This is a genomic window from Paenibacillus sp. 102 (assembly GCF_039549175.1).
In the GTDB taxonomy this organism is placed as follows: domain Bacteria; phylum Bacillota; class Bacilli; order Bacillales; family Bacillaceae_G; genus Bacillus_A.
Genome location: NZ_JBCGHT010000010.1, coordinates 87,331 through 108,911 on the forward strand (window position 1 = coordinate 87,331; position 21,581 = coordinate 108,911).

A 21,581-nucleotide genomic window follows, 5' to 3' on the forward strand; every position below is an offset into this window, starting at 1 on the left:
CGTTATATTCTTCATACAAAAAGGATGTATGAAAGTCTCCATCCTTTCATACATCCTTTTTCTTACCTTATTCAGTTTTCACTGCATCAACAATTAACGAAGCAAAACCTATCTTTCCGTTCTGATTTCGATGATCAAAGCGTTTAGACCGATAAATAAATCCTTCTTTTTCATCCCAATCATTATAATGAAAATCCCCACTTTCATCACAATACTCCAAAAGTTTCACCTCAAATCCTGCACTTTCAAACATAGCTGACATCGTTTTATAATTATGAACAATTTTATGGCTCGCTGCTGGATGATCTAACGGACCAGGCCCACCAACTTGTACACCTTCTTGGTATTCTTCATCTGGAAAAAAGCTATCCGGAACCGCACACCGAATATAACCACCCTGCTTTAAAAATTCATAACACAATTTTGCTGCTTCTATACCTTCTTCATATGATAAATGTTCCCATACATGCTCCGCTAAAATTATTGCTAAAGAGTTAGGGTCAAACCTTTTCACCCAATCTTCTCTTTTTAATAAATTCAATTCTTCTTCATTCGTATGTAACCAACCCGGATTATTGTTAAACTCTCCTGCACCAACAACGACTTTTAATTCATCTTTTACAACCATTATTTCACCCCTTTGAATATTTCAACATATAAATTTTACAAGATGTTAATTTCTCCTCCTTTGACCAAAAGAAAAAGCCTTGCGCGCTCCCTAGGCACACAAGGCTTACAATTTATTATATCCCCTTAATTAGCTTCTTCTAAGCTATCTTGCGAACTTCCATCTTCTTTTAGATGACTGTGCTTTTTCGAATAAACAAAGTATACGACTACTCCAATTGCTAACCAAGCACCGAAGTACAGCCATGTCGTTAATGGTAGGTTTACCATTAAGAATAGACAGCATACGATTGAAATGATCGGTAAAGTTGGTACAAGTGGTACCATAAATCCGCGCTGTAATTTCGGATGTGTTTTACGAAGGATGATAACTGTTACACCAACCATCGCAAATGTTAATAGCGCTCCAATATTCGCTAAATTCGATAATTCTTTTAAATCGACAAATCCAGCAATTAAAGCACTACCAATTCCTGTTAACCATGTTGAAAATGTCGGTGCTTCTGTCTTTTTGTTGATTTTCGCAAAAGATTCTGGCAATAAACCGTCACGACTCATTGCAAAGAATACACGTGTTGTTGCGTAAATATAAGCAAAAATTACAGCCATAATACCAATTACAGCTCCGACAGCAATTACACCAGCTACTTTATCTTGTCCAACAACCTCTAATACATAAGCCATCGCTTCTGGTACATCTAGTTCCTTGTAAGAAACCATACCAGTCATAACAAGACAAACCGCAACGTAAATGATTGTACAAATAACTAACGAAGCAATGATACCAATTGGAAGGTCACGCTGTGGATTTTTCACTTCTTCTGCTGAAGTTGCTAGTGCATCAAAACCTAAGAAAGCAAAGAATACAGCTGCTCCTCCGGCAAAGACTCCACTTAAACCATATGGTGCAAATGGAATCCAGTTTTCTGGTTTCACATAGAATACACCAACCGCAAGGAATAGGATAACAATACCAATTTTGATTAATACCATTGCATTATTCACACGTTTACTCTCTTTCGTACCACGCGATAATAGCAATGTTAACACTAGTGTAATAATTACTGCTGGCAAGTTCACAATACCACCTTGTGATGGAATCGTTAACAGTTCCTTTGGAATTTCTAGTCCAAATCCACTTACCAAGTTATGGAAATAACCTGTCCATCCACCAGCTACTGCTGCTGTTGTTACAACGTATACCGATAATAACGTCCAACCCATTAAATGGGCTACAAACTCACCGATTGTTGCATATGAATAGGTATACACACTACCCGATACCGGAAGCGTAGAAGCAACTTCCGCATAACATAATGCTGCAAATCCACAAACAATTGCTGCAATCATAAATGAAAAAATAACTGCCGGACCAGCATCTCTTGCTGCTACTAATCCAGTTAACACAAGAACTCCTGTACCGATTATCGCACCAATCCCTAGCATTGTTAGGTCGAATGCCCCTAAAGTTTTAGACAAAGTCTTACTTTTACTTTCCCCTAACAATTGCGTAACGGATTTCTTTTTAAATAGGTTGGCCACGATGTATGCCCCCTTTTACTAAGAAGAGCTAAGAGGTCTTCTCTCTTAGCTCTTATCATGTTGTATTAGATATTGTTCGATTTTTAGTTTGTATTATGCTTCAATTAGCAAGATACAGTTTCTGCTTCTAATAATTCTTTTGCACCTTTGTATTCTACACCATGAGCTTCTGCAACTGCTTCAAATGTTACATAACCATCTAATGTATTAATACCTTTTAATAATGCAGAGTTACCTAAGCAAGCTTCTTTGTAACCTTTGTTTGCAATTTGTACTGCATATGGCACTGTTACGTTTGTTAATGCAAGAGTTGATGTACGTGGAACCGCACCTGGCATGTTTGCAACTGCATAATGAACAACGCCATGTTTTTCATAAGTTGGGTTATCATGAGTTGTAATGCGGTCAGTTGTTTCGAAAATACCACCTTGGTCAATTGCGATATCTACTACAACAGAACCTGGTTCCATTGATTTAATCATTTCTTCTGTTACAAGTTTTGGCGCTTTTGCACCTGGAATTAATACCGCACCGATTACAAGATCAGATTCTTTTACAGCTTCTGCAATATTGTAAGGGTTAGACATTAAAGTTTTCACTTGGTTACCGAAAATGTCATCTAATTGACGAAGACGTTCTGCACTTAAGTCGATGATTGTTACATCCGCACCTAGTCCAACTGCAATTTTAGCAGCATTTGTACCAGCTTGTCCACCACCGATAATTGTTACTTTACCACGTTTTACCCCTGGAACGCCTGCTAGTAAGATACCTTTACCGCCTTTGTTTTTCTCAAGGAATTGCGCACCGATTTGTGCTGCCATACGACCAGCTACTTCACTCATAGGTGCAAGTAATGGTAAAGAACGATTTTCTAATTGTACTGTTTCGTAAGCGATAGCTACAACTTTCTTTTCAATTAAAGCTTTTGTTAATTCTGGTTCTGGAGCTAAGTGTAAGTATGTGAATAGAATTAAACCTTCGCTGAAGTGTTTGTATTCGCTTTCAATTGGTTCCTTAACTTTCATTACCATATCCATGTTCCAAGCTTCTTCAGCTGTGTCAACGATTTTCGCACCTGCTTCAATATACTCAGCATCTGTAAAACCAGATCCTAAACCTGCACCCTTTTGAATGAATACTTCGTGGTTGTTACGAACTAAATGTACAACACCAGCTGGTGTCATTGCCACACGGTTTTCGTTGTTTTTAATTTCTGTTGGTACCCCAATACGCATAATGAAATGCCCCCTTATAATTAACAGAAAAAAGAAATTCTTTTTTCTTTTTATAATAATTAATAACTTATGTCCTTATTCTAGCATAACTTCAAAGTTATGAAAACGCTAACATATCAAATTTTAAAAGTTTATATATTTAGAATAGTGTAAATATAAAGAACTTTATTCCTCAGGGAGATTCCCTACATCTCGCTTATCTACCATTCTATTTTTATTATAACCTTTGCAATCCAATGTTATTCTTTTATTATTTGACAATAATATAACAATGTGAAAAATCAACATAAATCGCATACATATGCATTCGAAATTTCCTGTAATATTTTAGAAATATATTCTTTTTATATAAATCCATTTTGATTTTCCAACATATAAGTCACTGCTATGAAGAACAAAAAGTAATCTGTACTCGTTTCCTCTTCTTTATTTTAACTTGGCATGAAGCAGGAAAAGGCTCTGACCGTTTCTAGGCATGTCGGATGCGCTCATCCACCTAAAAAGAAATGGATTTCATATCAGTTTTTCAATTTGTACTCATATAATTAAAAAACAGCCACCGATATTTAACCGGCAGCTGGATAACTGAGAAACAACTTTGAAAATAAATCTTCCGTCGTTTCTGTAATCTTATCAAACACATCTGTTTCACTTTCTTCTTGCTCTTTCATCATTTTAATGGTTTCTTGCGCATCCACAGGATAGTCTGTAATAATCCCATCGACATTCAGTTTATAATATTTTTTTAAGCTTTCCATATCATTTACAGTCCATACATAGATCGGCTTATTTAATTTGCGGGCTGATTTTACTAAACGTTTGTTTAACATATATTCTTCTGCTACATAAAAGTCGGCTTGCACATATTTTAAGTTAGCCCTACTTGCATATAATATGTATCCTACTTTTATATTTGGATTTGCACGTTTAAATTCTTTAATGAGCGGATAGTGCAATGTTTGAATGACACATTGCTTTTCAAAGTCATTTTCCTTAATTGTATCTAATACTTTCTTTACAAAATCTTTTTCATTTCCGTGCAATTTCACTTCTATATTCAGTTTTATCTTATTTTTTGCAAGCTTAATTATCTCATCAAGTGTGCTAATTTTCCCTGTGAATCCATCTTGACTAAGAGTTAATTTTTGAAGCTCATCCATCGTTAAATCTGAAACTTGTACATTCGCATTCGCAAGACGCTTTAATTTTAAATCATGTATGACTGCCAATTCACCATCTTTTGTTTGCAGTACATCAATTTCAGCATAATCTGCTTTTGCATCAATCGCACCTTGCAGGGCCTCTTTCGTATTCTCTACTCCTTTAGAAACATACCCACGATGCGCCATAATAACGGGCTCTTTATATGAATTTGAAATAAACGTCACAATAAAAGCAACTACCATGCCAACTGTGAAAACACCGACAATATATACACCAATAAATTTCAAACGATGCTTTTTAAAGAAACATTTATCTGCTTTTGTTTTTGAATAATCTAAGCCTTCTTCTAATAAAACATCTTCGACTGAAACCTTTTGTAAATACAGTCTTGTCAATGCCATAATATAAAACGGAGTCATAATAAAGCTAAATAAATACAATGTACTCGTTAAAAATACTGATAGGGTAGATTCTGCTAATAGGGCAAATGTCCCTTTTGGATTCGTAAATTCATACACACCCCATAAAAACAGTAAGTACACGCCCATCAATAAAACAAACACAATCCCTATCGAAATCAAAAATCCAACTAAAAAGAACAAGACTTTAAAAAAGCTTTCTTTTACCAAGTTTGCACTTTTACGTGCAGCTGTGCGAAACGGTTTTTCTTCTAATACAATAATAGGTAAAACAAAGATCCAGCGAAGATTCAAGTATGCAACTACAGCAAAGAAAGTGTAGTAACCTACTTGCCCCATTGTCGTTTTAAATAATTCGCCTGTAATGAAATTTGGGATTTGAATTTGCGGAATCAGCGCTGATTCAAATCCAATGTTCAACAATGGTAATAAAACAACAACATACAAAATAAACCCTGGCAAGCAATATGTGAAAAGGGAAGGTAAATACGTTACCGTTTTATACAAAATCGGACGCAACCTTACCTTTTGCCTTTTATGCGCAAAATATGAAATAATAATAAGCACCGCAAATTCCGTAAAAATGAGGAAGAGTGCCAATATCGATAAAATTACAATAGCTGCGATACCATATGGAGTTTTCAAAAAAGCGAGCAATTCATCATTTGTCGCATTTGCATAGCCACCAAAATGCAACAACTTATTAAAGATGATACCGAATAGTGGTATAAATACAATAGCCGCCAATAATTTATAAACGAGTTGAAACGCTAGTACATTCCCAAAAGCAAATTGTATCGTTTGGAAAGAATGTTTCATGACCCCTGGTATAGATAGTCTTTTACGGTGTAGCATAAATTCCTCCAAATTCTAAAACTATATTTGAAATGGATTCCATATTTTTAGTATACATCCACCTTTTTTATAATAATATATTCCGCTGAACATGAACACTCTTATACATTCACAAAAAAGAGTGACGGGTACTCCCCATCACTCTTTCACTCATTTACTTTTTCTCTAATCCTTGTCCAAACGCTTTTAAAAAGCTAAAGCCAAAGGTAATCGCTCTATTGATATCAGGATCTTTTAATACTTTAAAGAAATCCATAACCTTTGTTTTTTTACCTTTTTTTAATTCGTCTGTCGCAAATTGTAATCCTGTAACTAAACTTGACGTCACCTGTTTTGTTACTTCTGGATCGACAGAAGATAACGCTTCTCCTGCCCCCATCATATTATTTAATGCATTTTTTACTGGTTCACGATTTAATTGCTCAATGGCAATTTTAGAAACGTCTTCTTTTGCAGCAATCAGGCTAATTGCCGCATCTAAAATACCTGCTTGCTGCAACCCTGCTAACAACTGCATCGTCTCTTCTACCGCTTCACGATTCGCAGCTAATTGAGTTAACAGTTCATCTGATAACTGTTGTTTCTTTTCTTCTTCTGTTATAACTTTCTTTTGAATCAATGTAATTTCTTTTGCCACTTTCTTCGCCCCCTAGTTCTGATCCACAAGTGATACATATTGTTTCTGCTGCCATTTCTGCTGAATTTCAACACCATTTTGCGGATGACGTTTTTTATCTCTTGGGTTTGAAGCAGGAAGCGGACGATTTCCTTTTTCACGTAATACGCGCATTTTCACCATCGTTTGTTTATAAGCTGGTGTGCAAGTATACAGGTCTGTCGCTGTTCCTGTTAAAATATTAATCGCTTCTTCATTTACTGTCGCATGCATCGGTAAATATAACTCATTTCCAGTCACACGGTCTGTAACAAGTGCCTGTACCTTAATTTTCCCAAACGGTGATGCTAACTCGACAAGACCACCATCTTTCACATTCCGCTTAGCAGCAAGCTCTGGTGAAATTTCAACAAACACGTCAGACATTTTAGATAAAATTCCTACTGATTTATTTGTCATATTCCCTTCATGGAAATGTTCGAGCAAACGACCATTATTTAATAATAAATCGTAGTCTTCTGGTGCTTCAACCGGCGGAATCCATTCATCCAATGATAGACGTGCTTTTTTATCTGGGAAATTAAAGCCATCTACATATAATAGTGGTGTGTCGCTACCATCATGACTACCCCAACATAAACTATCCCATCCTTCTAAGCGGTCGTATGTAGCTTGGGAATAATACGGCGCGAGTGATGCAATTTCATCCATAATTTCACTTGGGCTTTCATAATTCCAATCACCACCGAGGGCACGAGCTACTTTTTGCAGAATCCACCAATCTGGTTTCGAATCACCGAGCGGTTTCATAACTTCATATAAACGCTGAATACGACGCTCTGTATTCGTAAATGTTCCTTCTTTTTCTAGACTTGGTGCCGCTGGTAAAATAACATCAGCAAAACGAGCTGTTTTTGATAAGAATATGTCTTGAACTACAAGGAAATCAAGATTACTTAGAATATGTTGCACATGATTCACATTGGAATCGACTAACGCCATTTCTTCTCCCATTACATACATACCACGTAGTTTTCCTTCTTCTGCTGCGGCAAGCATCGCAATGTTATTCAGTCCTGGCTCTTTCGGAATTGTAGTACCATATGCTTTTTCAAATTTCGCACGAAGTGTATCATCCGATACTGCTTGATAACCTGGAAGCCAGTTTGGTAATGTTGCCATATCACAAGCACCTTGTACATTATTATGCCCACGGAGTGGATATGCACCTGCACCAGGGCGACGATAGTTACCTGTTACAAGAAGTAAGTTTGAAATCGCTGCGGATGTTGTACTTCCTCCTGTATTTTGCGTAACCCCCATACCCCAAAGTATACAAGTACCGTCTGCTTCATATATCATACGAGCCATTTCTTTTATTGTATCTTTCGAAATACCTGTAATGGTTTCCGTATAATCAAGTGCATATTTCTCTAACATTTTTCTATATTCATCAAAGTTTTTCACATTTTCGTCTAAGAACTTTTTATCATGCCAGCCTTGATCAATAACATATTTTGTTATACCCGCAAGCCAGACATAATCTGTTCCTTGACGTGGATGAATAAACATGTCAGCACGCTCTGCCATTTCATGTTTACGAAGATCTGCCACAATTAACTTTTGTTCCTGTAATTTGTGAGCACGTTTCACACGAGTAGCAAGTACAGGGTGTCCTTCCGTTGGATTCGCTCCCACAATAATGACAAGGCCAGCTGCCGCAATATCTTTCACTGTTCCTGCGTCTCCGCCTATACCAACAGTTTTTGTTAAACCATCGCTTGCTGGTGATTGACAGTAACGGGAACAGTTATCTACATTATTTGTTCCATATATTTGACGAGCTAACTTTTGCATTAAATAGTTTTCTTCATTTGTTACTTTTGAAGAAGAAATAAATCCAAATGCATCGCTACCATATTCAGATTTAATATGCTGCATATTGGATGCAACAACTTCCAAAGCTTCTTCCCATGATGCCTCAACGAACATATCTCCTTGACGAATCAATGGTTTCGTAATGCGGTCCTCACTATTTACAAAGTCCCAGCCGAATTTTCCTTTCACACATGTAGAAATTCCGTTTACTGGCGCGTCTGACACAGGTTGTACTTTTAAAATTTGACGGTCTTTCGTCCACACTTCGAACGAACAACCTACACCGCAAAATGTACAAACTGTTTTCGTCTTGTTAATCTTCGTTTTACGCATTGCAGATTCCACTTCTGAAACTGCTAAAATACTACTATATCCAGGCTCTACATCCTTTACAAAATCAATCATCGGGTCTAACACATCTGGTTTTAGTCCGGTTATGAACCCTGCTTCTCCAAGCATTGATTTTTCCATTAATGCGTTGCAAGGACACACCGTTACACATTGCCCACAACTCACACAAGATGAATCGTTAATACTTACGCCGCTATCCCAAATTACACGAGGACGATCTAAATTCCAATCAATTGATAATGTTTCGTTTACCTGTAAATTCTGACACACTTCTACACATTGCCCACAAGCAATACATTGATTCGGATCGTAACGATAAAATGGATGAGTCATGTCTACTTCTTTTGCACTAACTTTCGGTTCATATGGATATTTCTGTTCCTCAATCCCCATCAGATGTACCGTATTATGAACTTTACAGTTACCGTTATTATTATCACATACTGTACAGTACAATAAATGGTTCTCTAATATTCGATCCATTGCTTCCGTTTGTGCTTCTTTTGCACGTACTGATTTTCTTTCAATATGCATACCATTTTCTAATTTTGTTGAACAAGCACGCATTAATTTTCCATCTACTTCCACAATACACGTATCACAAGTTTGAATGGGATCTACCTCTGGTACATGACAAATTTGTGGATGCTCTAAATCGCTTTCGTTAAATAATTGCAGTATCGTCTTTTCACCAGATGAAAGAAAGTCTTTTCCATCTATGGTTACACGAATCGTTTGCTCTGCCATAGTTCCCCTCTCCTTACAACTAACTGTACAATATATTTTTGAATCCGTTTTCAAAAATATATTGTTGTACATTTTTTGAAACGCTCTGTTGAAATCCGATCTTAGAAGTCGATTCTTGATGCTATAAGGTATAAAAAATGACACTATTCTACTACTCTATTATATCTCACATATACAATAATAACCAAATAATATATAGAAACTAAGAACAAACATACAACCTGTCTTTTTAGGTAAGAGAGAGCATCCCGCCATGCATAGAAGCGGTCTCCCTATGCCAAAGAAAACCAGTCGGAGCCATCTTTATTCCTCATGATAATGGCTTATATGTTGCACAGCCAAAATGGATTTACGTAGGTAACAGATGCTTTTATTTTTTTTATGTTTTATGATAAATAGTAAGAAAAATACATATGAAGGGGAAAATACGATGGGGCCTGTCCAAGAAACATGTAAAATGGTACGTTATGAAGCTGGAACATTCCTCGAACAAGAAGATGAAATTGTCACAGAATATCCTGTAACAATTAAATTAAATGGGGAGGAATATGTAACAGTTGTATGTACTCCAAATTATATTGAAGATATGGTAATAGGTTTTTTAATTTCTGAGGGAATTATCGCTTCTTATGAGGGCATTGATGAGCTATGGATACAGAAAGACAAAGGGGTTGTCCATGTAAAAACATCACAAATCAATCCTCTCTATCAAACACTATATAACAAAAGATATGTCACTTCTTGTTGCGGCAAAAGTAGACAAGGTTTTGTTTTTGTAAATGATGCAGCAAAAGCAAAAAATTTACATGATATACATGTAACAATTACTCCAGAAGAGTGCTTTCATTTAATGAACACCTTACAGCACTCTTCTACTACGTTTCGTCAAACAGGCGGAGTTCATAATACCGCCCTTTGCGATCGAAATAACATTCTCATATCAAGAATGGATATTGGAAGGCATAATGCATTAGATAAAATATATGGTCATTGTTTACGTAATCATATTTCAATCAAAGGGAAAATGATTGCATTTAGTGGCCGAATCTCATCTGAAATTTTACTAAAGGTTTCTAAAATCGGTTGCGAAATCGTTCTTTCTAAATCAGCTCCAACAAAATTAGCTTTACAACTCGCTCATGATTTAGGCATTACGGTAGTTGGTTTTATTCGTAATGACTCTTGTAATATTTATACTCATCCAGAGCGAGTGGAAGGATATATAGCAGAAACAAAATGATTCCTATCAAAGGGATCATTTTTTAGTTATATAAATGTAATATATTTAATTGTTGAATAGTTAATAAAGTTAATATATAATTTCATTACATAAAGTGAATCATAAAAAATAAAGGACGACGCATGTCTTCCTCGCATATATCTACTTATTCTTTTACAAATTAAGAAAGAATAAGTAGATATATGTTTATGAATACACAGTAGATGTTCTATCAATATAATCATCATACTCTTATGGATTACACTCTCCTGCTTTAAACACTAAAGCCGAGTATCCATTTTCCTATAGAGTGAGCTAAACTGAGGAGGTTACAGATATGGAAATTCGTTTATTAACAAAAGAGGATGCAAAAATTTATTTAGAAGTTTGTATGGAAGGGTTAACACAAAATCCTGAAGCCTTTAGTTCTTCTTATGAAGATGTACTAAAACATGAGGATCCTGTTGCCGCAATGGCAAAACGTTTATCTAATCCTGATAAATATACCCTTGGTGTCTTTAAAGATAACGATTTGATTGGCCTCGCGACTTTAGAAACAAAACCTTTTATTAAACAAGAACATAAAGCAAAAATCGGCTCTGTTTACGTCTCTCCAAAAGCTCGTGGTCTCGGAGCTGGACGTGCGTTAATAAAAGCCATTATTGAAAATGCTCATAAATTACATGTAGAACAACTCATGCTTGATGTTGTCGTTGGAAATGTAGCTGCAAAAAAACTGTACGAGTCACTTGGCTTTCAAACATATGGCGTACAAGAACGTTCCTTAAAACATAATGGACAGTATTGGGATGAAGAACATATGGTTTTATTTTTAAATAGTTAATTATAGATTTTTACTAAAGTACCTTTTCATATAAAGGTACTTTTTTCTTACAACAATGTAATGTTCATGTCATCTAATTAAATGGTTCTCTTGCCTCCTCTCCACTATACTGAAAGTACGAAATCACAACCAAAAGAAATGAGCGATAAACAAATAATAGAATGAAATCAGTAATTGGAGGAACAACAGATATGAAACAGCACAAACATCTTATTTTTTTAATTTGCGGCACAATAATCGTCACTTCAGGATTAGCAATTCTTCCTTGGTTTATTTTATAAAACTTCTATCATTTGTTGATTCCTTCTTATACAAAAATCCCCTGTACATAGCATACAGGGGATTTTTACGTACAAATAAAAGCTCATTGTTTCTCCAAACGAAACAACGAGCTTATACATCTATTATAGAATTCCGAAAAATTTATTCGCACACGTCACAATGATTAGCATAGATACGGCAATACACATTACAACAGCATTGCGATCTTTTTTATCGTTTTGAAAACGTTCTTCTTTTTTACTCATGTGTATATTCCCCTTTATAAAAAAAGTGTGAGATAGGAAATTTTTCTTATCCGATGCGAGGTGAATACGAAATCTCTCGCTATCTCACATACACAATAGAATGGAATTGTCATTTTATAAATAAAATGACATGACGTTATGTCGCAACATAGGGTATTTTGTGTCGCTACGCCTTTTATTATAAAAAAGAGTTGTGCAAAAGTAGTGCATTTTTTATGTCAATTGCCTTAGTAGAAAAAATACACTACAATTCAATCACATAAACAGAGTTTTTTATTATTTTCATGTAAACTATACAAAGTAGAAATGAATGTTTTGAGGTGCACAAGACTATGATAAAAATCTTATTAGTAGACGATGAAGAACGTATGTTACGATTATTAGATTTATTTTTAAGTCCACGTGGTTATTTTTGTATGAAAGCCCCGTCTGGTATAGAAGCTCTTGAACTAATTCAGCAAAAAAACTTCGATATCATTTTGTTAGATGTCATGATGCCAAATATGGATGGATGGGATACATGTTATCAAATCCGTCAAATCTGCAATGTTCCAATCATAATGTTAACAGCTCGTAATCAAAACTACGATATGGTTAAAGGACTCACAATGGGGGCCGATGACTATATTACAAAACCTTTTGACGAACAAGTACTAGTTGCACGAATTGAAGCTGTACTGCGCCGAACAAAAAAGGATGGTTTTATCAGCTTCAATGGTATTGAATGGGATAAAACCAAACATACTGTCACTGTGTACGACGAAAAAATTTCACTTACACCTATCGAGTTTTCGTTACTAGGACTGTTTTTACAAAATACGAACCGGGCATATAGCCGTGATGATTTAATTGAAAAAATATGGGGATATCAAACCGATATTGAATACCGTACTGTCGACTCACATATCCGCAATATCCGTGATAAATTACGAAAAAAAGATTTTCCTGTTGAAAAATACTTAGAGACTATCTATAAAGTGGGATATAAGTGGAAAAGTGAATGAGAATTGACTTCCCCCACTTAAAACTCGTTAAACAAAGCATAATAAAACTCTGGTCAGTAGTGAGCTTCTTTCTGCTGGCCATTAATGTGAAATAAAGGTATGGTGACAAAATGAATAAACTATCCCTCAAGGTTGGTACATACTTTTTAATCTTAGCTCTATGTATTGAAACAATTGCCTTTTTATCTTTTCATACGAGTCTTGCGAACATGCGCATCGATGAAGAAAAAACAGCCCTTTTAGAAAAAGGCAAGCGCTATAGTAAATTTATTGCTAGACGCTATAGCACACGAGCTTTGGAGCATGCTGCAGCAATGGAATCACACTCTGATTCAGATACAAAATTAGTCATAACAGATACGAATGGACAGGTTCTTTCCTCCTCTGATCCTGTCACAAAAGAAATGAAAAAGCAGCTTGACTATAAAATCCAATCTATTTCAACAGATGGAACAATGGTTGAACAAAACTGGAAAACATCAAAGTTTATTTCAACAGCAACTCCAATTATCGTTCACAGGCAAGTTGTTGGATATGTACATATGTTTTTAGATACAGCCTTCTTAGAGAAAATGATCCTTCGTTTAACACGTCAATTTATTATTATCGGTATATTAACTCTTCTTTTAACAACAATTTCTGTATTTATCTTTTCTCGCGTCATTACTGATCCACTTATTAAAATGAAACGAGCAACAGAAAAAATGTTAAAGCTAAATGAACCGATTAAATTAGGGATTACGCGCAATGATGAACTGGGTAGCTTGGCAAAAACCATCGAGGAATTATCAAGCGAGTTAACCTATATGAAAAAAGAACGAAATGAATTTCTTGCAAGCGTTGCTCATGAGCTTCTCACACCACTCACTTATATGAAAGGCTATGCGAAAGTTGCGAAACGAGAGTCTTTATCTAAAGAGGAGCGTGAAGAATACTTACAAATTATCGAAGATGAAACCGATAGTGTAACAGAACTCGTGCAAGATTTATTTGATCTTGCGCAGTTAGAACAACATCAATTTATTATAAAAAAACAAAAAGTGACACTCTTGCCTTTTCTAGAACGAATGATTGAAAAAACAAAAACTACATTTGCTAAAAAACAAATGAAAATTAAGTTCTACTGCGCAGATAATCCTGATGTCTGTATGGATGAACGCCGAATGGAACAAGTAATGCTAAACTTATTACACAATGCCTATCAGCATTCTTATGAACAGTCAGTTATTACTGTACATGCCTATCAAAATGGGGATACTTTTTCTATAAGTGTGCAAGATGAAGGAGAAGGGATTCCACAAGAAGATATTCCACATATTTTTGATCGTTTTTATCGAGTTGATAAATCCAGAACCCGAGCTACGGGTGGTAAAGGAATCGGTCTAGCGGTTGTAAAAGAAATTGTTGAGTTACATAGCGGTTCTATTCAAGTAAAAAGCGAATTTGGAATTGGAACCACATTCATAATAAAATTACCAATCGAATAATAAGTACCCTAAATCACCAGTAGTGACTTCACTTCAAACTGCTGGTGATCTTATGTTAATAGCTAATATTTATCAATAATTTTTTAAGAAACCCACTAAAATACTAATAATACGAGCTGACCTTTTGAAATTATTCTTATTTCAATATAAAATGTAAATACAACTGTGAAAGATTCGGAGGGCGATACGATTGGAAATCCATGTATTAACAAGACAAGAGGCAGAAATCTACTTAGAACTTCGCGTAGAAGGATTAAAACAAAATCCTGAAGCTTTTAGTTCATCTTATGAAGATATTATTAATAAAGAATGTCCAATTGAATATAAAGCACAAAAGTTAGCACAAGATGAAAATTATACACTAGGTGCGTTTAAAGATGGTACATTAATCGGGGTTGCAACCTTGGAAACGAAACCATACGTAAAACAAGAACATAAGGCAAAGATTGGTTCGGTATATGTATCGCCAAAAGCACGTGGACTTGGAGCAGGAAAATCTCTTATTAAAGAGTGTATTGAACTTGCAAAAACATTAGAAGTAGAACAAGTTATGCTTGATGTTGTGGTCGGAAATGATGGTGCAAAAAAACTTTACGAATCATTAGGCTTCAAAACATTTGGTGTACAAGAGCGTTCTTTAAAATATAACGGTCAGTACTGGGATGAAGAGCATATGGTTTTATTCTTAGATGAAGAGAAATAATAAAAACATCCTCACATGCATGAGGATGTTTTTATTACCGTTTTATCCCGCATTAACGGACAGTAACACTCCCACCTCAAAATTCAGCAGAAGCAAAGAAGTCAGGTGGGCGACGAACTATCCGTAAAAGCCCGATTGGTGAAGGCTAATAATCAGTGAGGGATGGAAAAATCCCCACTGATTAAAGTTTCACTTTATATTTCAAACCACGCACTGTATAACAATTGAATAGCCTCTTCAATCTCTGCCTCAGATAAAATAGCAAACCCAAGTAAAACTGTATTTTTTGAAGTAGTCCCTTCTTTATAGTACATAGAAACAGGATATATTTTTATACTCTTTTCAGCTGCCCTCTTTATTAATTCTTTTTCTAACATTCCATTGTGAACCTTTAATAAAATATGTAAGCCAGAATCTTCTCCTATCACTTCCACCTTATTAGAAAAGTACCTTTCTATCGCAGAGATAAGAGCATCCCTCTTTTTTCGATAAACAACTCGCATCTTATGAATATGCTTTTCCCAATACCCTTCGTTTAAAAACCTTCTAATGATTTCTTGGTCGATTCTTGAAACACTTTGTGTATAAAATAAATATTGTGTTTGATACAACTCAATTAGCTGTTTGGGCAGAACCATGTAGCTCATCCGTAATGATGGAAGCAATGCTTTTGAAAGTGTTCCCATATAAATTACATTTCCCTCTGTATCAAGCCCTTGCAATGCTGGAATCGGTTTTCCAGAGTAACGAAACTCACTATCATAATCATCTTCAATAATATAACGTCCATGCTCCCCTTGTGCCCATTGTAATAGTTGCATCCTTCTTTTAATTGGCATAATCATTCCACATGGAAATTGATGGGATGGTGTAACGAACACAACATTCGCATTGCTACCTTCTAAATCTGAAAGACAAATCCCCTCCTCATCAAGCGAGAGCATCTGAACATTTTCTTCACCTTTCTCAAAGACAACCAATTTCCGGTGGTATCCTGGATTTTCAACTGCAAAATGACTTCCCTTTAGCAACTGAAACAACATTCTTATTAAAAACTGTGTACCAGCTCCGATTACAATTTGGCTTGCTGAACATCTCACACCTCTTGATTCATATAAATATTTCGCAACTTCTTTGCGTAAACTCACTTCACCTTGAGGGTGACCAAGAAATAATAGATCCTTACTTTCTAATTGCCATACCTCGTTTGAAATCTTTCGATATACAGAGAACGGAAATGAATTTGCATCTACACCTGTTTGTGTAAAATCATATTTATATTTCCGTTCCCTATACAATACTTCCTTCACGACTTCTCTTTTTTGCATTGTATGCATCATTTGTTCTATTTCACATACAAAATAGCCTGTGCGAGACACCGATTCAATATATCCTTCTGCAAGAAGCTGTTCATATGCCGATTCCACTGTGTTTTTACTCACTTCTAAATGTGCCGCTAATTTTCTTTTTGCTGGTAACTTCGTCAAAGGAGCAATTTTTCCACTTCTTATTTCTGCTTTTATATACTCGTATAACTGTACATACAGCGGAATTTTTTCCCCCATATTCAAATTTGGTGTTAATTCTAACATGAAATCTGACCCCTTTATAAAATGAATTATTGATACTTTTTACAGTACCAGAAGTTATATATAATTCCTTTTATCATGCAAATTATAAAAAATCAATCCTAGAAAGGAGCATCATGATGATGAACAATCACAGACGACTCGGCCTCATTATGATTATTACAGGAGCTACTCTATGGGGATTATCAGGTCCGATGATTCAGTGGCTCTTTCAACATACGAAAGTATCATCTATCGACTTTTTAGTCATTCGTCTATTACTTGCTGGGGTCTTTATTTTATCTTTCTTACTTATAAAAAGACAAAATATATTCCGTATTTGGCAACAACCACGTCATCTTTTACAACTGATCATTTTCTCTATTCTCGGAATGCTTGGCGCCCAATATGCTTTTATCGAAACAGTGCATATTAGTAACGCTGTTACCGCTACGCTATTCCAATTTTTAGGGCCCGTTCTTATTACTATTTATGTTGCAATGCAACACAAAAAACTTCCTTCAACAATGCAAGTATTAGCAATTGTCGCTGCCCTGACAGGCACATACTTTATCATTACCAATGGATCCGTTCAAAATATTGTTTTATCGAAGGAAGCTATTTTATTCGGTCTCTTAACAGCAATTGGATTTGCCTTTTACACACTTCACCCAGCTTCCCTTATTAAACAATGGGGGACGACTCTTATTATTGGTTGGGGGATGTTAATCGGAGGTATTGCACTATTCATTTATAATCGCTCTTTTGAATGGAAACAACTTTCGCAAACCTTTACGTTGCAAACATTTTCTATGCTAATTTTAATTATTATAAGTGGAACACTTTCTTTTCTTCTTTACATTGGCAGTCTAAAATATTTATCAGCAACAGAGACCAGTATTTTATCTAGTATTGAACCGCTTGTAGCAGCTGTTGTTTCTATCGCTTGGCTAAAAGAATCTTTCGGAGCATACCAATTACTAGGTGGTGTATGTATCGTCATCGCTGTTATTTTCTTAACAATGCCAGAAAAAGAAGCAAAGCCCTCATTCACCACTGAACAAATATAGTACAAAATGTCAAAAGAGGTCATACTAAACTTATGACCTCTTTTTTATGAATGAAAAGGAATTGTCCGCTCTTCTAGCAAATACAATTACACTAACAACGAAAAATAGGAGTGTGGCAAAATGAAAAAAATTGGAACTGTGCTACTTTTCTCCTGTCTCATCACTGGATGTACCTCAATCGGGCAAGATTCCAAAGCACCAAGAAAAGAAATAATAGAGGCTTCAAATCCTCAAACAAATGCACCCTCATTTTTTCATTTAAGCGTCTTAAAAGATGTTAACTGGGAAGAAAGTCCATCCTTTGTTGATGGAAAAACACCGTTAAGAGGCATTGAAGGAAAAATTGCAATTGCAGATAGTACTTTCATTGCTGGTGAGAAAAATAAACAGATGTGGTTCTTCCTTGATTCACAAATGCCATCTGGAAAACTATCTATTATTGCTTTAAAACAAGGAGCTACAACACCCACTCCCGTACTCTTCCAAGATGAAACTTCCGAACAAACTTGGACTGCTCCTACTCCCATTCATTCAAATATAAAAGAACTCCCTTTCCTTATGTCACTGCCTTCTCCTGGATTATGGGTCTTAAATGTCTATATTGATGAGAAATATTATGAGCAAATCGTTATTCATATAGAAGAAAGTGACAAAGCTTAACTTCTTCCTTACAACAATGTAATTCTCGTGTCATCTACTTCGATAGTTGTATCTGCCTCTCTCTCTTATACTAAAAGTAAGAAATGAAACAACAAACAAGGAGAGATGAGAGATGAAAAAAGTGATGGAAGTAGTTGCAGCAGTAGTAGAGGTTTTTGTAAATGGAAAGCAAGTAGCAATGGAGTTAAACAAATAATGAAACGAGGAACATTCATTATGAATTGTATAAGACAATAAAAAGAGATAAGGTTTCATCGTTATTTTGATCCCTTATCTCTCTTTTTAAATGCAGTGTCTTATCAAAGATGACACTGTCTTTTTATTGCTCTATAGAATAACTTGGCACCTTTTTTATTTGTGCCACTCCTGATTGAATTGCCGCCTTCGCTACTGCAGCAGCCACACTTGGTACAACTCTTTTATCTAGCGGATTCGGAATTACATAGTTCTCATTCCGTTCCTCATCAGTAATGATGTTTGCAATTCCATATGCTGCAGCTAATTTCATTTCCTCTGTAACATCTGTTGCGCGTACATCTAATGCGCCACGGAATATTCCTGGGAATGCTAACACATTGTTCACTTGATTTGGAAAATCAGAACGCCCTGTTCCAACAACCGCTGCTCCAGCCTGCAGTGCATCTTCTGGGAATATCTCTGGAATTGGATTTGCCATTGCGAACACAATTGGTTTTTCATTCATAGTCTGCACAAGTTCTTTTGTTAACACATTAGGAGCAGATACACCAATAAAAATGTCTGCCTCATGAATCGCTTCTTTTAATGTTCCATGTACATACTCGCGATTTGTTTTCTTTGCAATCTCTATTTGTGCCGGATTCATCCATGACTCGCCCTCACAAACAATTCCTTCTAAACTTACTAATGTGATATGTTGTGCTCCAGCTTTTAACAGTAATTTACCAATTGCAATCCCTGCAGAACCGGCACCATTAATGACAATCTTCACTTTATCCATCTGTTTATTTACAACTTTTAAAGCATTAATAACTGCAGCTAAAACAACAATTGCTGTTCCGTGCTGATCATCGTGGAACACTGGAATATTTGTTTCTTCTTTTAAGCGCTTTTCAATTTCAAAACAACGCGGCGCTGCAATATCTTCTAAATTAATACCTGCAAATGTAGGTTCTAAATTTTTAACAATGGTTACGATTTCATCTACATCAGTCGTTCCAAGACAAAGCGGAAATGCATCTACATTCGCAAACTTTTTAAATAAAATACTTTTTCCTTCCATAACAGGCATAGCTGCTTTTGGTCCAATATCACCTAATCCGAGTACTGCTGTTCCATCCGAAACAACTGCAACCATATTACCGCGTGCTGTATAGTCATAAGCTGTTTCTTCATCTGCAGCGATCGCTTTACAAGACTCAGCCACTCCTGGTGTATATGTCAAACTTAAATCATCTGCTGAATTTACCTCTACTTTACTTGTAATTTCAATTTTCCCTACCAATTCTTTATGAAGTAACAATGAACGCTCATTAATTTGACTTTCTAACATATAAATAAACTCCTCCTAATTTGACAAGCTAGCTACGTTTTTACATAGCTAGCTTGCATGATAATAAATTATGAAAACATTTTTAATAAAATTGTCGCTGTTACAACCATGACAGCGCCACCTAAACGCGTTGAAATTTGCGCAAATGGCATTAATTCCATACGATTTGAAGCTGATAAAATCGCAACGTCTCCAGTTCCGCCTAATCCGCTATGGCATCCTGTTACAATCGCAGATTCAACTGGGTACATCTTCATGACTTTCCCAACAAGAAAACCAGTCGCTATCATTGTTACTACTACTGATGCACACACAACAACATATCCAACTGAAAGAACAGCTGCTACGTCTTTTAATGGAATATATAACAATCCTAAACCAACCATTAATGGCCACGTTAAGCTTTTCGAAATAAATTTATATAAGTGATATGCACCTTGCTCCATTTTTGCTGGCATTAATTTAAAGTATTTTACAAGTGCTGCTGAAAAGATCATAATGATTGCCCCTGGAATACCAATAAATTTAGAAGCAAATCCACCGAAAATAAAGAACGTACATGCAATTAATAAACCTGCTCCCATTAATGAGAAGTCAATTGGTTTTTCTGTATTTTGTTCTTTTAATAACTCATCTTGATTACCTGTTTTCACCAAAACGCCATTACCGCTAAGCTCTGGTTTTTTCTCACCTAATCGCTTCATGTATCCAGCGCTTACAATCGCAAACATATTTCCGATAACCGCTGCTGGAACAAGCTGGGATACAAATGTTGCTGATGATTGATTTAAAATGTCACTGTAAGCTAAGGAAAGTGGTAAAATACCTTCTCCGATACCACCGCTCACAATTGGTACAATGATAAAGAAGAACGTTCGCTTCATTTCAAATCCAAATAATGATCCAACTAATAACCCAACTACAATAGAAGCGATTGTTCCTACAACTAACGGAATAAACATGCGAACAAACCCTTGTACTAATACTTTACGGTTCATTCCCAAAACACTTCCAACTACTAAACAAGAAATATATAAATATAAAAAGTTCGACTTTTTCATTAACATGGTAGCAGCTTCCATTGAAGCTGGATTCATCCAATTAAAAAACACAAGTAATGATGGTATAAATAATGAAAGTATTGCTGGTCCACCAATATTTTTTAAAATCGGGATCCGCATTCCAATATCACCTAAGAAAATCCCCATAATCATAATGACTGCAAATCCACCAATCATATCAGCAGGTAATTTGTTATATACAGATGCTCCATAAATAATAGCTGCTAATACGATATATAACGGTAAAGGTATAACACCAATTTTAATATTCGTGATTTTTGAAACAAAAGATTTTTGTTCCACCTCTGTTGTTTCCACGATTGATACCGCTTCCACTTCTTTTTGAATCCCCATATAGGCACCCCCTTATATTCTTGTTTACAATATTAAAACGCTTTCAATGATAAAAATAGTTTTTGTAAGTTTTGTAATTAGTTTTGTAATTAAAAAAAGTATAAGTAGCTTATATA

The 21,581-nt window shown here is 35.6% G+C and carries 17 protein-coding genes; 7 read left to right on the forward strand and 10 right to left on the reverse strand.

Features of this window, described 5'->3' with window-relative positions; all coding sequences use genetic code 11:
• Positions 1–67: 67 nt before the first annotated feature.
• The 6 genes from AAIE21_RS19560 to fdhF all read right to left on the reverse strand — a co-directional run bounded on the left by AAIE21_RS19560 (position 68) and on the right by fdhF (position 9,437).
• Positions 68–628, reverse strand: a complete 561-nt coding sequence (locus tag AAIE21_RS19560; protein WP_343268315.1) for a class I SAM-dependent methyltransferase — start codon at positions 626–628, stop codon at positions 68–70.
• A gap of 125 nt (positions 629–753) precedes the next feature.
• A complete protein-coding gene (locus AAIE21_RS19565) occupies positions 754–2,169 on the reverse strand; it encodes an amino acid permease (protein ID WP_343268316.1) in 1,416 nt (471 codons plus the stop codon).
• Positions 2,170–2,273: 104 nt separating this feature from the next.
• A complete protein-coding gene (ald, locus tag AAIE21_RS19570; protein ID WP_343268317.1) occupies positions 2,274–3,407 on the reverse strand; it encodes an alanine dehydrogenase in 1,134 nt (377 codons plus the stop codon).
• A gap of 566 nt (positions 3,408–3,973) precedes the next feature.
• Positions 3,974–5,845, reverse strand: a complete 1,872-nt coding sequence (locus AAIE21_RS19575; RefSeq protein WP_343268318.1) for a glycerophosphoryl diester phosphodiesterase membrane domain-containing protein — start codon at positions 5,843–5,845, stop codon at positions 3,974–3,976.
• 154 nt (positions 5,846–5,999) lie between these two features.
• Complete coding sequence (locus AAIE21_RS19580) at positions 6,000–6,482, reverse strand: helical membrane plugin domain-containing protein (protein ID WP_343268319.1); 483 nt, start codon at positions 6,480–6,482, stop codon at positions 6,000–6,002.
• A gap of 12 nt (positions 6,483–6,494) precedes the next feature.
• Positions 6,495–9,437: a formate dehydrogenase subunit alpha gene (gene fdhF, locus AAIE21_RS19585; protein WP_343268320.1), complete on the reverse strand. Its 2,943-nt coding sequence runs from the start codon at positions 9,435–9,437 to the stop codon at positions 6,495–6,497.
• Between the two features lie 430 nt (positions 9,438–9,867).
• On the opposite strand from fdhF, the gene fdhD reads away from it, so the two are divergent.
• Complete coding sequence (fdhD, locus tag AAIE21_RS19590; RefSeq protein WP_343268321.1) at positions 9,868–10,677, forward strand: formate dehydrogenase accessory sulfurtransferase FdhD; 810 nt, start codon at positions 9,868–9,870, stop codon at positions 10,675–10,677.
• A gap of 316 nt (positions 10,678–10,993) precedes the next feature.
• Complete coding sequence (locus AAIE21_RS19595; protein ID WP_343268322.1) at positions 10,994–11,500, forward strand: GNAT family N-acetyltransferase; 507 nt, start codon at positions 10,994–10,996, stop codon at positions 11,498–11,500.
• 404 nt (positions 11,501–11,904) lie between these two features.
• Here the strand turns inward: AAIE21_RS19595 and AAIE21_RS19600 are convergent, their stop codons facing one another.
• Entirely contained in the window at positions 11,905–12,027 is a 123-nt protein-coding gene (locus AAIE21_RS19600) for a hypothetical protein (RefSeq protein ID WP_343268323.1), read from the reverse strand.
• Positions 12,028–12,359: 332 nt separating this feature from the next.
• Between AAIE21_RS19600 and AAIE21_RS19605 the strand changes: the two genes are divergently transcribed.
• The 3 genes from AAIE21_RS19605 to AAIE21_RS19615 all read left to right on the forward strand — a co-directional run bounded on the left by AAIE21_RS19605 (position 12,360) and on the right by AAIE21_RS19615 (position 15,221).
• Complete coding sequence (locus tag AAIE21_RS19605) at positions 12,360–13,031, forward strand: response regulator transcription factor (RefSeq protein WP_343268324.1); 672 nt, start codon at positions 12,360–12,362, stop codon at positions 13,029–13,031.
• A gap of 110 nt (positions 13,032–13,141) precedes the next feature.
• Positions 13,142–14,518, forward strand: coding sequence for a HAMP domain-containing sensor histidine kinase (locus AAIE21_RS19610; protein ID WP_343268325.1), 1,377 nt, complete (start codon positions 13,142–13,144; stop codon positions 14,516–14,518).
• A gap of 190 nt (positions 14,519–14,708) precedes the next feature.
• A complete protein-coding gene (locus AAIE21_RS19615) occupies positions 14,709–15,221 on the forward strand; it encodes a GNAT family N-acetyltransferase (RefSeq protein WP_343268326.1) in 513 nt (170 codons plus the stop codon).
• 194 nt (positions 15,222–15,415) lie between these two features.
• On the opposite strand, the gene pdxR is transcribed toward AAIE21_RS19615, so the two are convergent.
• Positions 15,416–16,813 (reverse strand): MocR-like pyridoxine biosynthesis transcription factor PdxR, encoded by a 1,398-nt coding sequence (gene pdxR / locus AAIE21_RS19620; protein ID WP_343268327.1) that lies wholly within the window; start codon positions 16,811–16,813, stop codon positions 15,416–15,418.
• A gap of 119 nt (positions 16,814–16,932) precedes the next feature.
• Here pdxR and AAIE21_RS19625 point away from each other — a divergent pair, with 119 nt between their 5' ends.
• Positions 16,933–17,859, forward strand: coding sequence for a DMT family transporter (locus AAIE21_RS19625; RefSeq protein ID WP_343268378.1), 927 nt, complete (start codon positions 16,933–16,935; stop codon positions 17,857–17,859).
• Positions 17,860–17,979: 120 nt separating this feature from the next.
• Complete coding sequence (locus AAIE21_RS19630; protein WP_343268328.1) at positions 17,980–18,519, forward strand: DUF4871 domain-containing protein; 540 nt, start codon at positions 17,980–17,982, stop codon at positions 18,517–18,519.
• Positions 18,520–18,838: 319 nt separating this feature from the next.
• Here the strand turns inward: AAIE21_RS19630 and AAIE21_RS19635 are convergent, their stop codons facing one another.
• Complete coding sequence (locus AAIE21_RS19635; protein WP_343268329.1) at positions 18,839–20,050, reverse strand: NAD(P)-dependent malic enzyme; 1,212 nt, start codon at positions 20,048–20,050, stop codon at positions 18,839–18,841.
• A 68-nt stretch (positions 20,051–20,118) separates the two neighbouring features.
• Positions 20,119–21,465 (reverse strand): 2-hydroxycarboxylate transporter family protein, encoded by a 1,347-nt coding sequence (locus tag AAIE21_RS19640; protein WP_343268330.1) that lies wholly within the window; start codon positions 21,463–21,465, stop codon positions 20,119–20,121.
• Positions 21,466–21,581: the final 116 nt, after the last annotated feature.

Excerpts from the sequence above, each read along its gene's own strand:
- AAIE21_RS19560 (WP_343268315.1), bottom strand. The coding sequence starts at position 628 with ATGGTTGTAAAAGATGAATTAAAAGTCGTTGTTGGTGCAGGAGAGTTT.
- AAIE21_RS19575 (WP_343268318.1), bottom strand. The coding sequence starts at position 5,845 with ATGCTACACCGTAAAAGACTATCTATACCAGGGGTCATGAAACATTCT.
- AAIE21_RS19640 (WP_343268330.1), bottom strand. The coding sequence starts at position 21,465 with ATGGGGATTCAAAAAGAAGTGGAAGCGGTATCAATCGTGGAAACAACA.
- AAIE21_RS19610 (WP_343268325.1), top strand. The coding sequence starts at position 13,142 with ATGAATAAACTATCCCTCAAGGTTGGTACATACTTTTTAATCTTAGCT.
- fdhD (WP_343268321.1), top strand. The coding sequence starts at position 9,868 with ATGGGGCCTGTCCAAGAAACATGTAAAATGGTACGTTATGAAGCTGGA.
- AAIE21_RS19635 (WP_343268329.1), bottom strand. The coding sequence starts at position 20,050 with ATGTTAGAAAGTCAAATTAATGAGCGTTCATTGTTACTTCATAAAGAA.
- ald (WP_343268317.1), bottom strand. The coding sequence starts at position 3,407 with ATGCGTATTGGGGTACCAACAGAAATTAAAAACAACGAAAACCGTGTG.
- AAIE21_RS19625 (WP_343268378.1), top strand. The coding sequence starts at position 16,933 with ATGAACAATCACAGACGACTCGGCCTCATTATGATTATTACAGGAGCT.
- AAIE21_RS19630 (WP_343268328.1), top strand. The coding sequence starts at position 17,980 with ATGAAAAAAATTGGAACTGTGCTACTTTTCTCCTGTCTCATCACTGGA.
- AAIE21_RS19605 (WP_343268324.1), top strand. The coding sequence starts at position 12,360 with ATGATAAAAATCTTATTAGTAGACGATGAAGAACGTATGTTACGATTA.
- AAIE21_RS19595 (WP_343268322.1), top strand. The coding sequence starts at position 10,994 with ATGGAAATTCGTTTATTAACAAAAGAGGATGCAAAAATTTATTTAGAA.
- pdxR (WP_343268327.1), bottom strand. The coding sequence starts at position 16,813 with ATGTTAGAATTAACACCAAATTTGAATATGGGGGAAAAAATTCCGCTG.
- AAIE21_RS19600 (WP_343268323.1), bottom strand. The coding sequence starts at position 12,027 with ATGAGTAAAAAAGAAGAACGTTTTCAAAACGATAAAAAAGATCGCAAT.
- fdhF (WP_343268320.1), bottom strand. The coding sequence starts at position 9,437 with ATGGCAGAGCAAACGATTCGTGTAACCATAGATGGAAAAGACTTTCTT.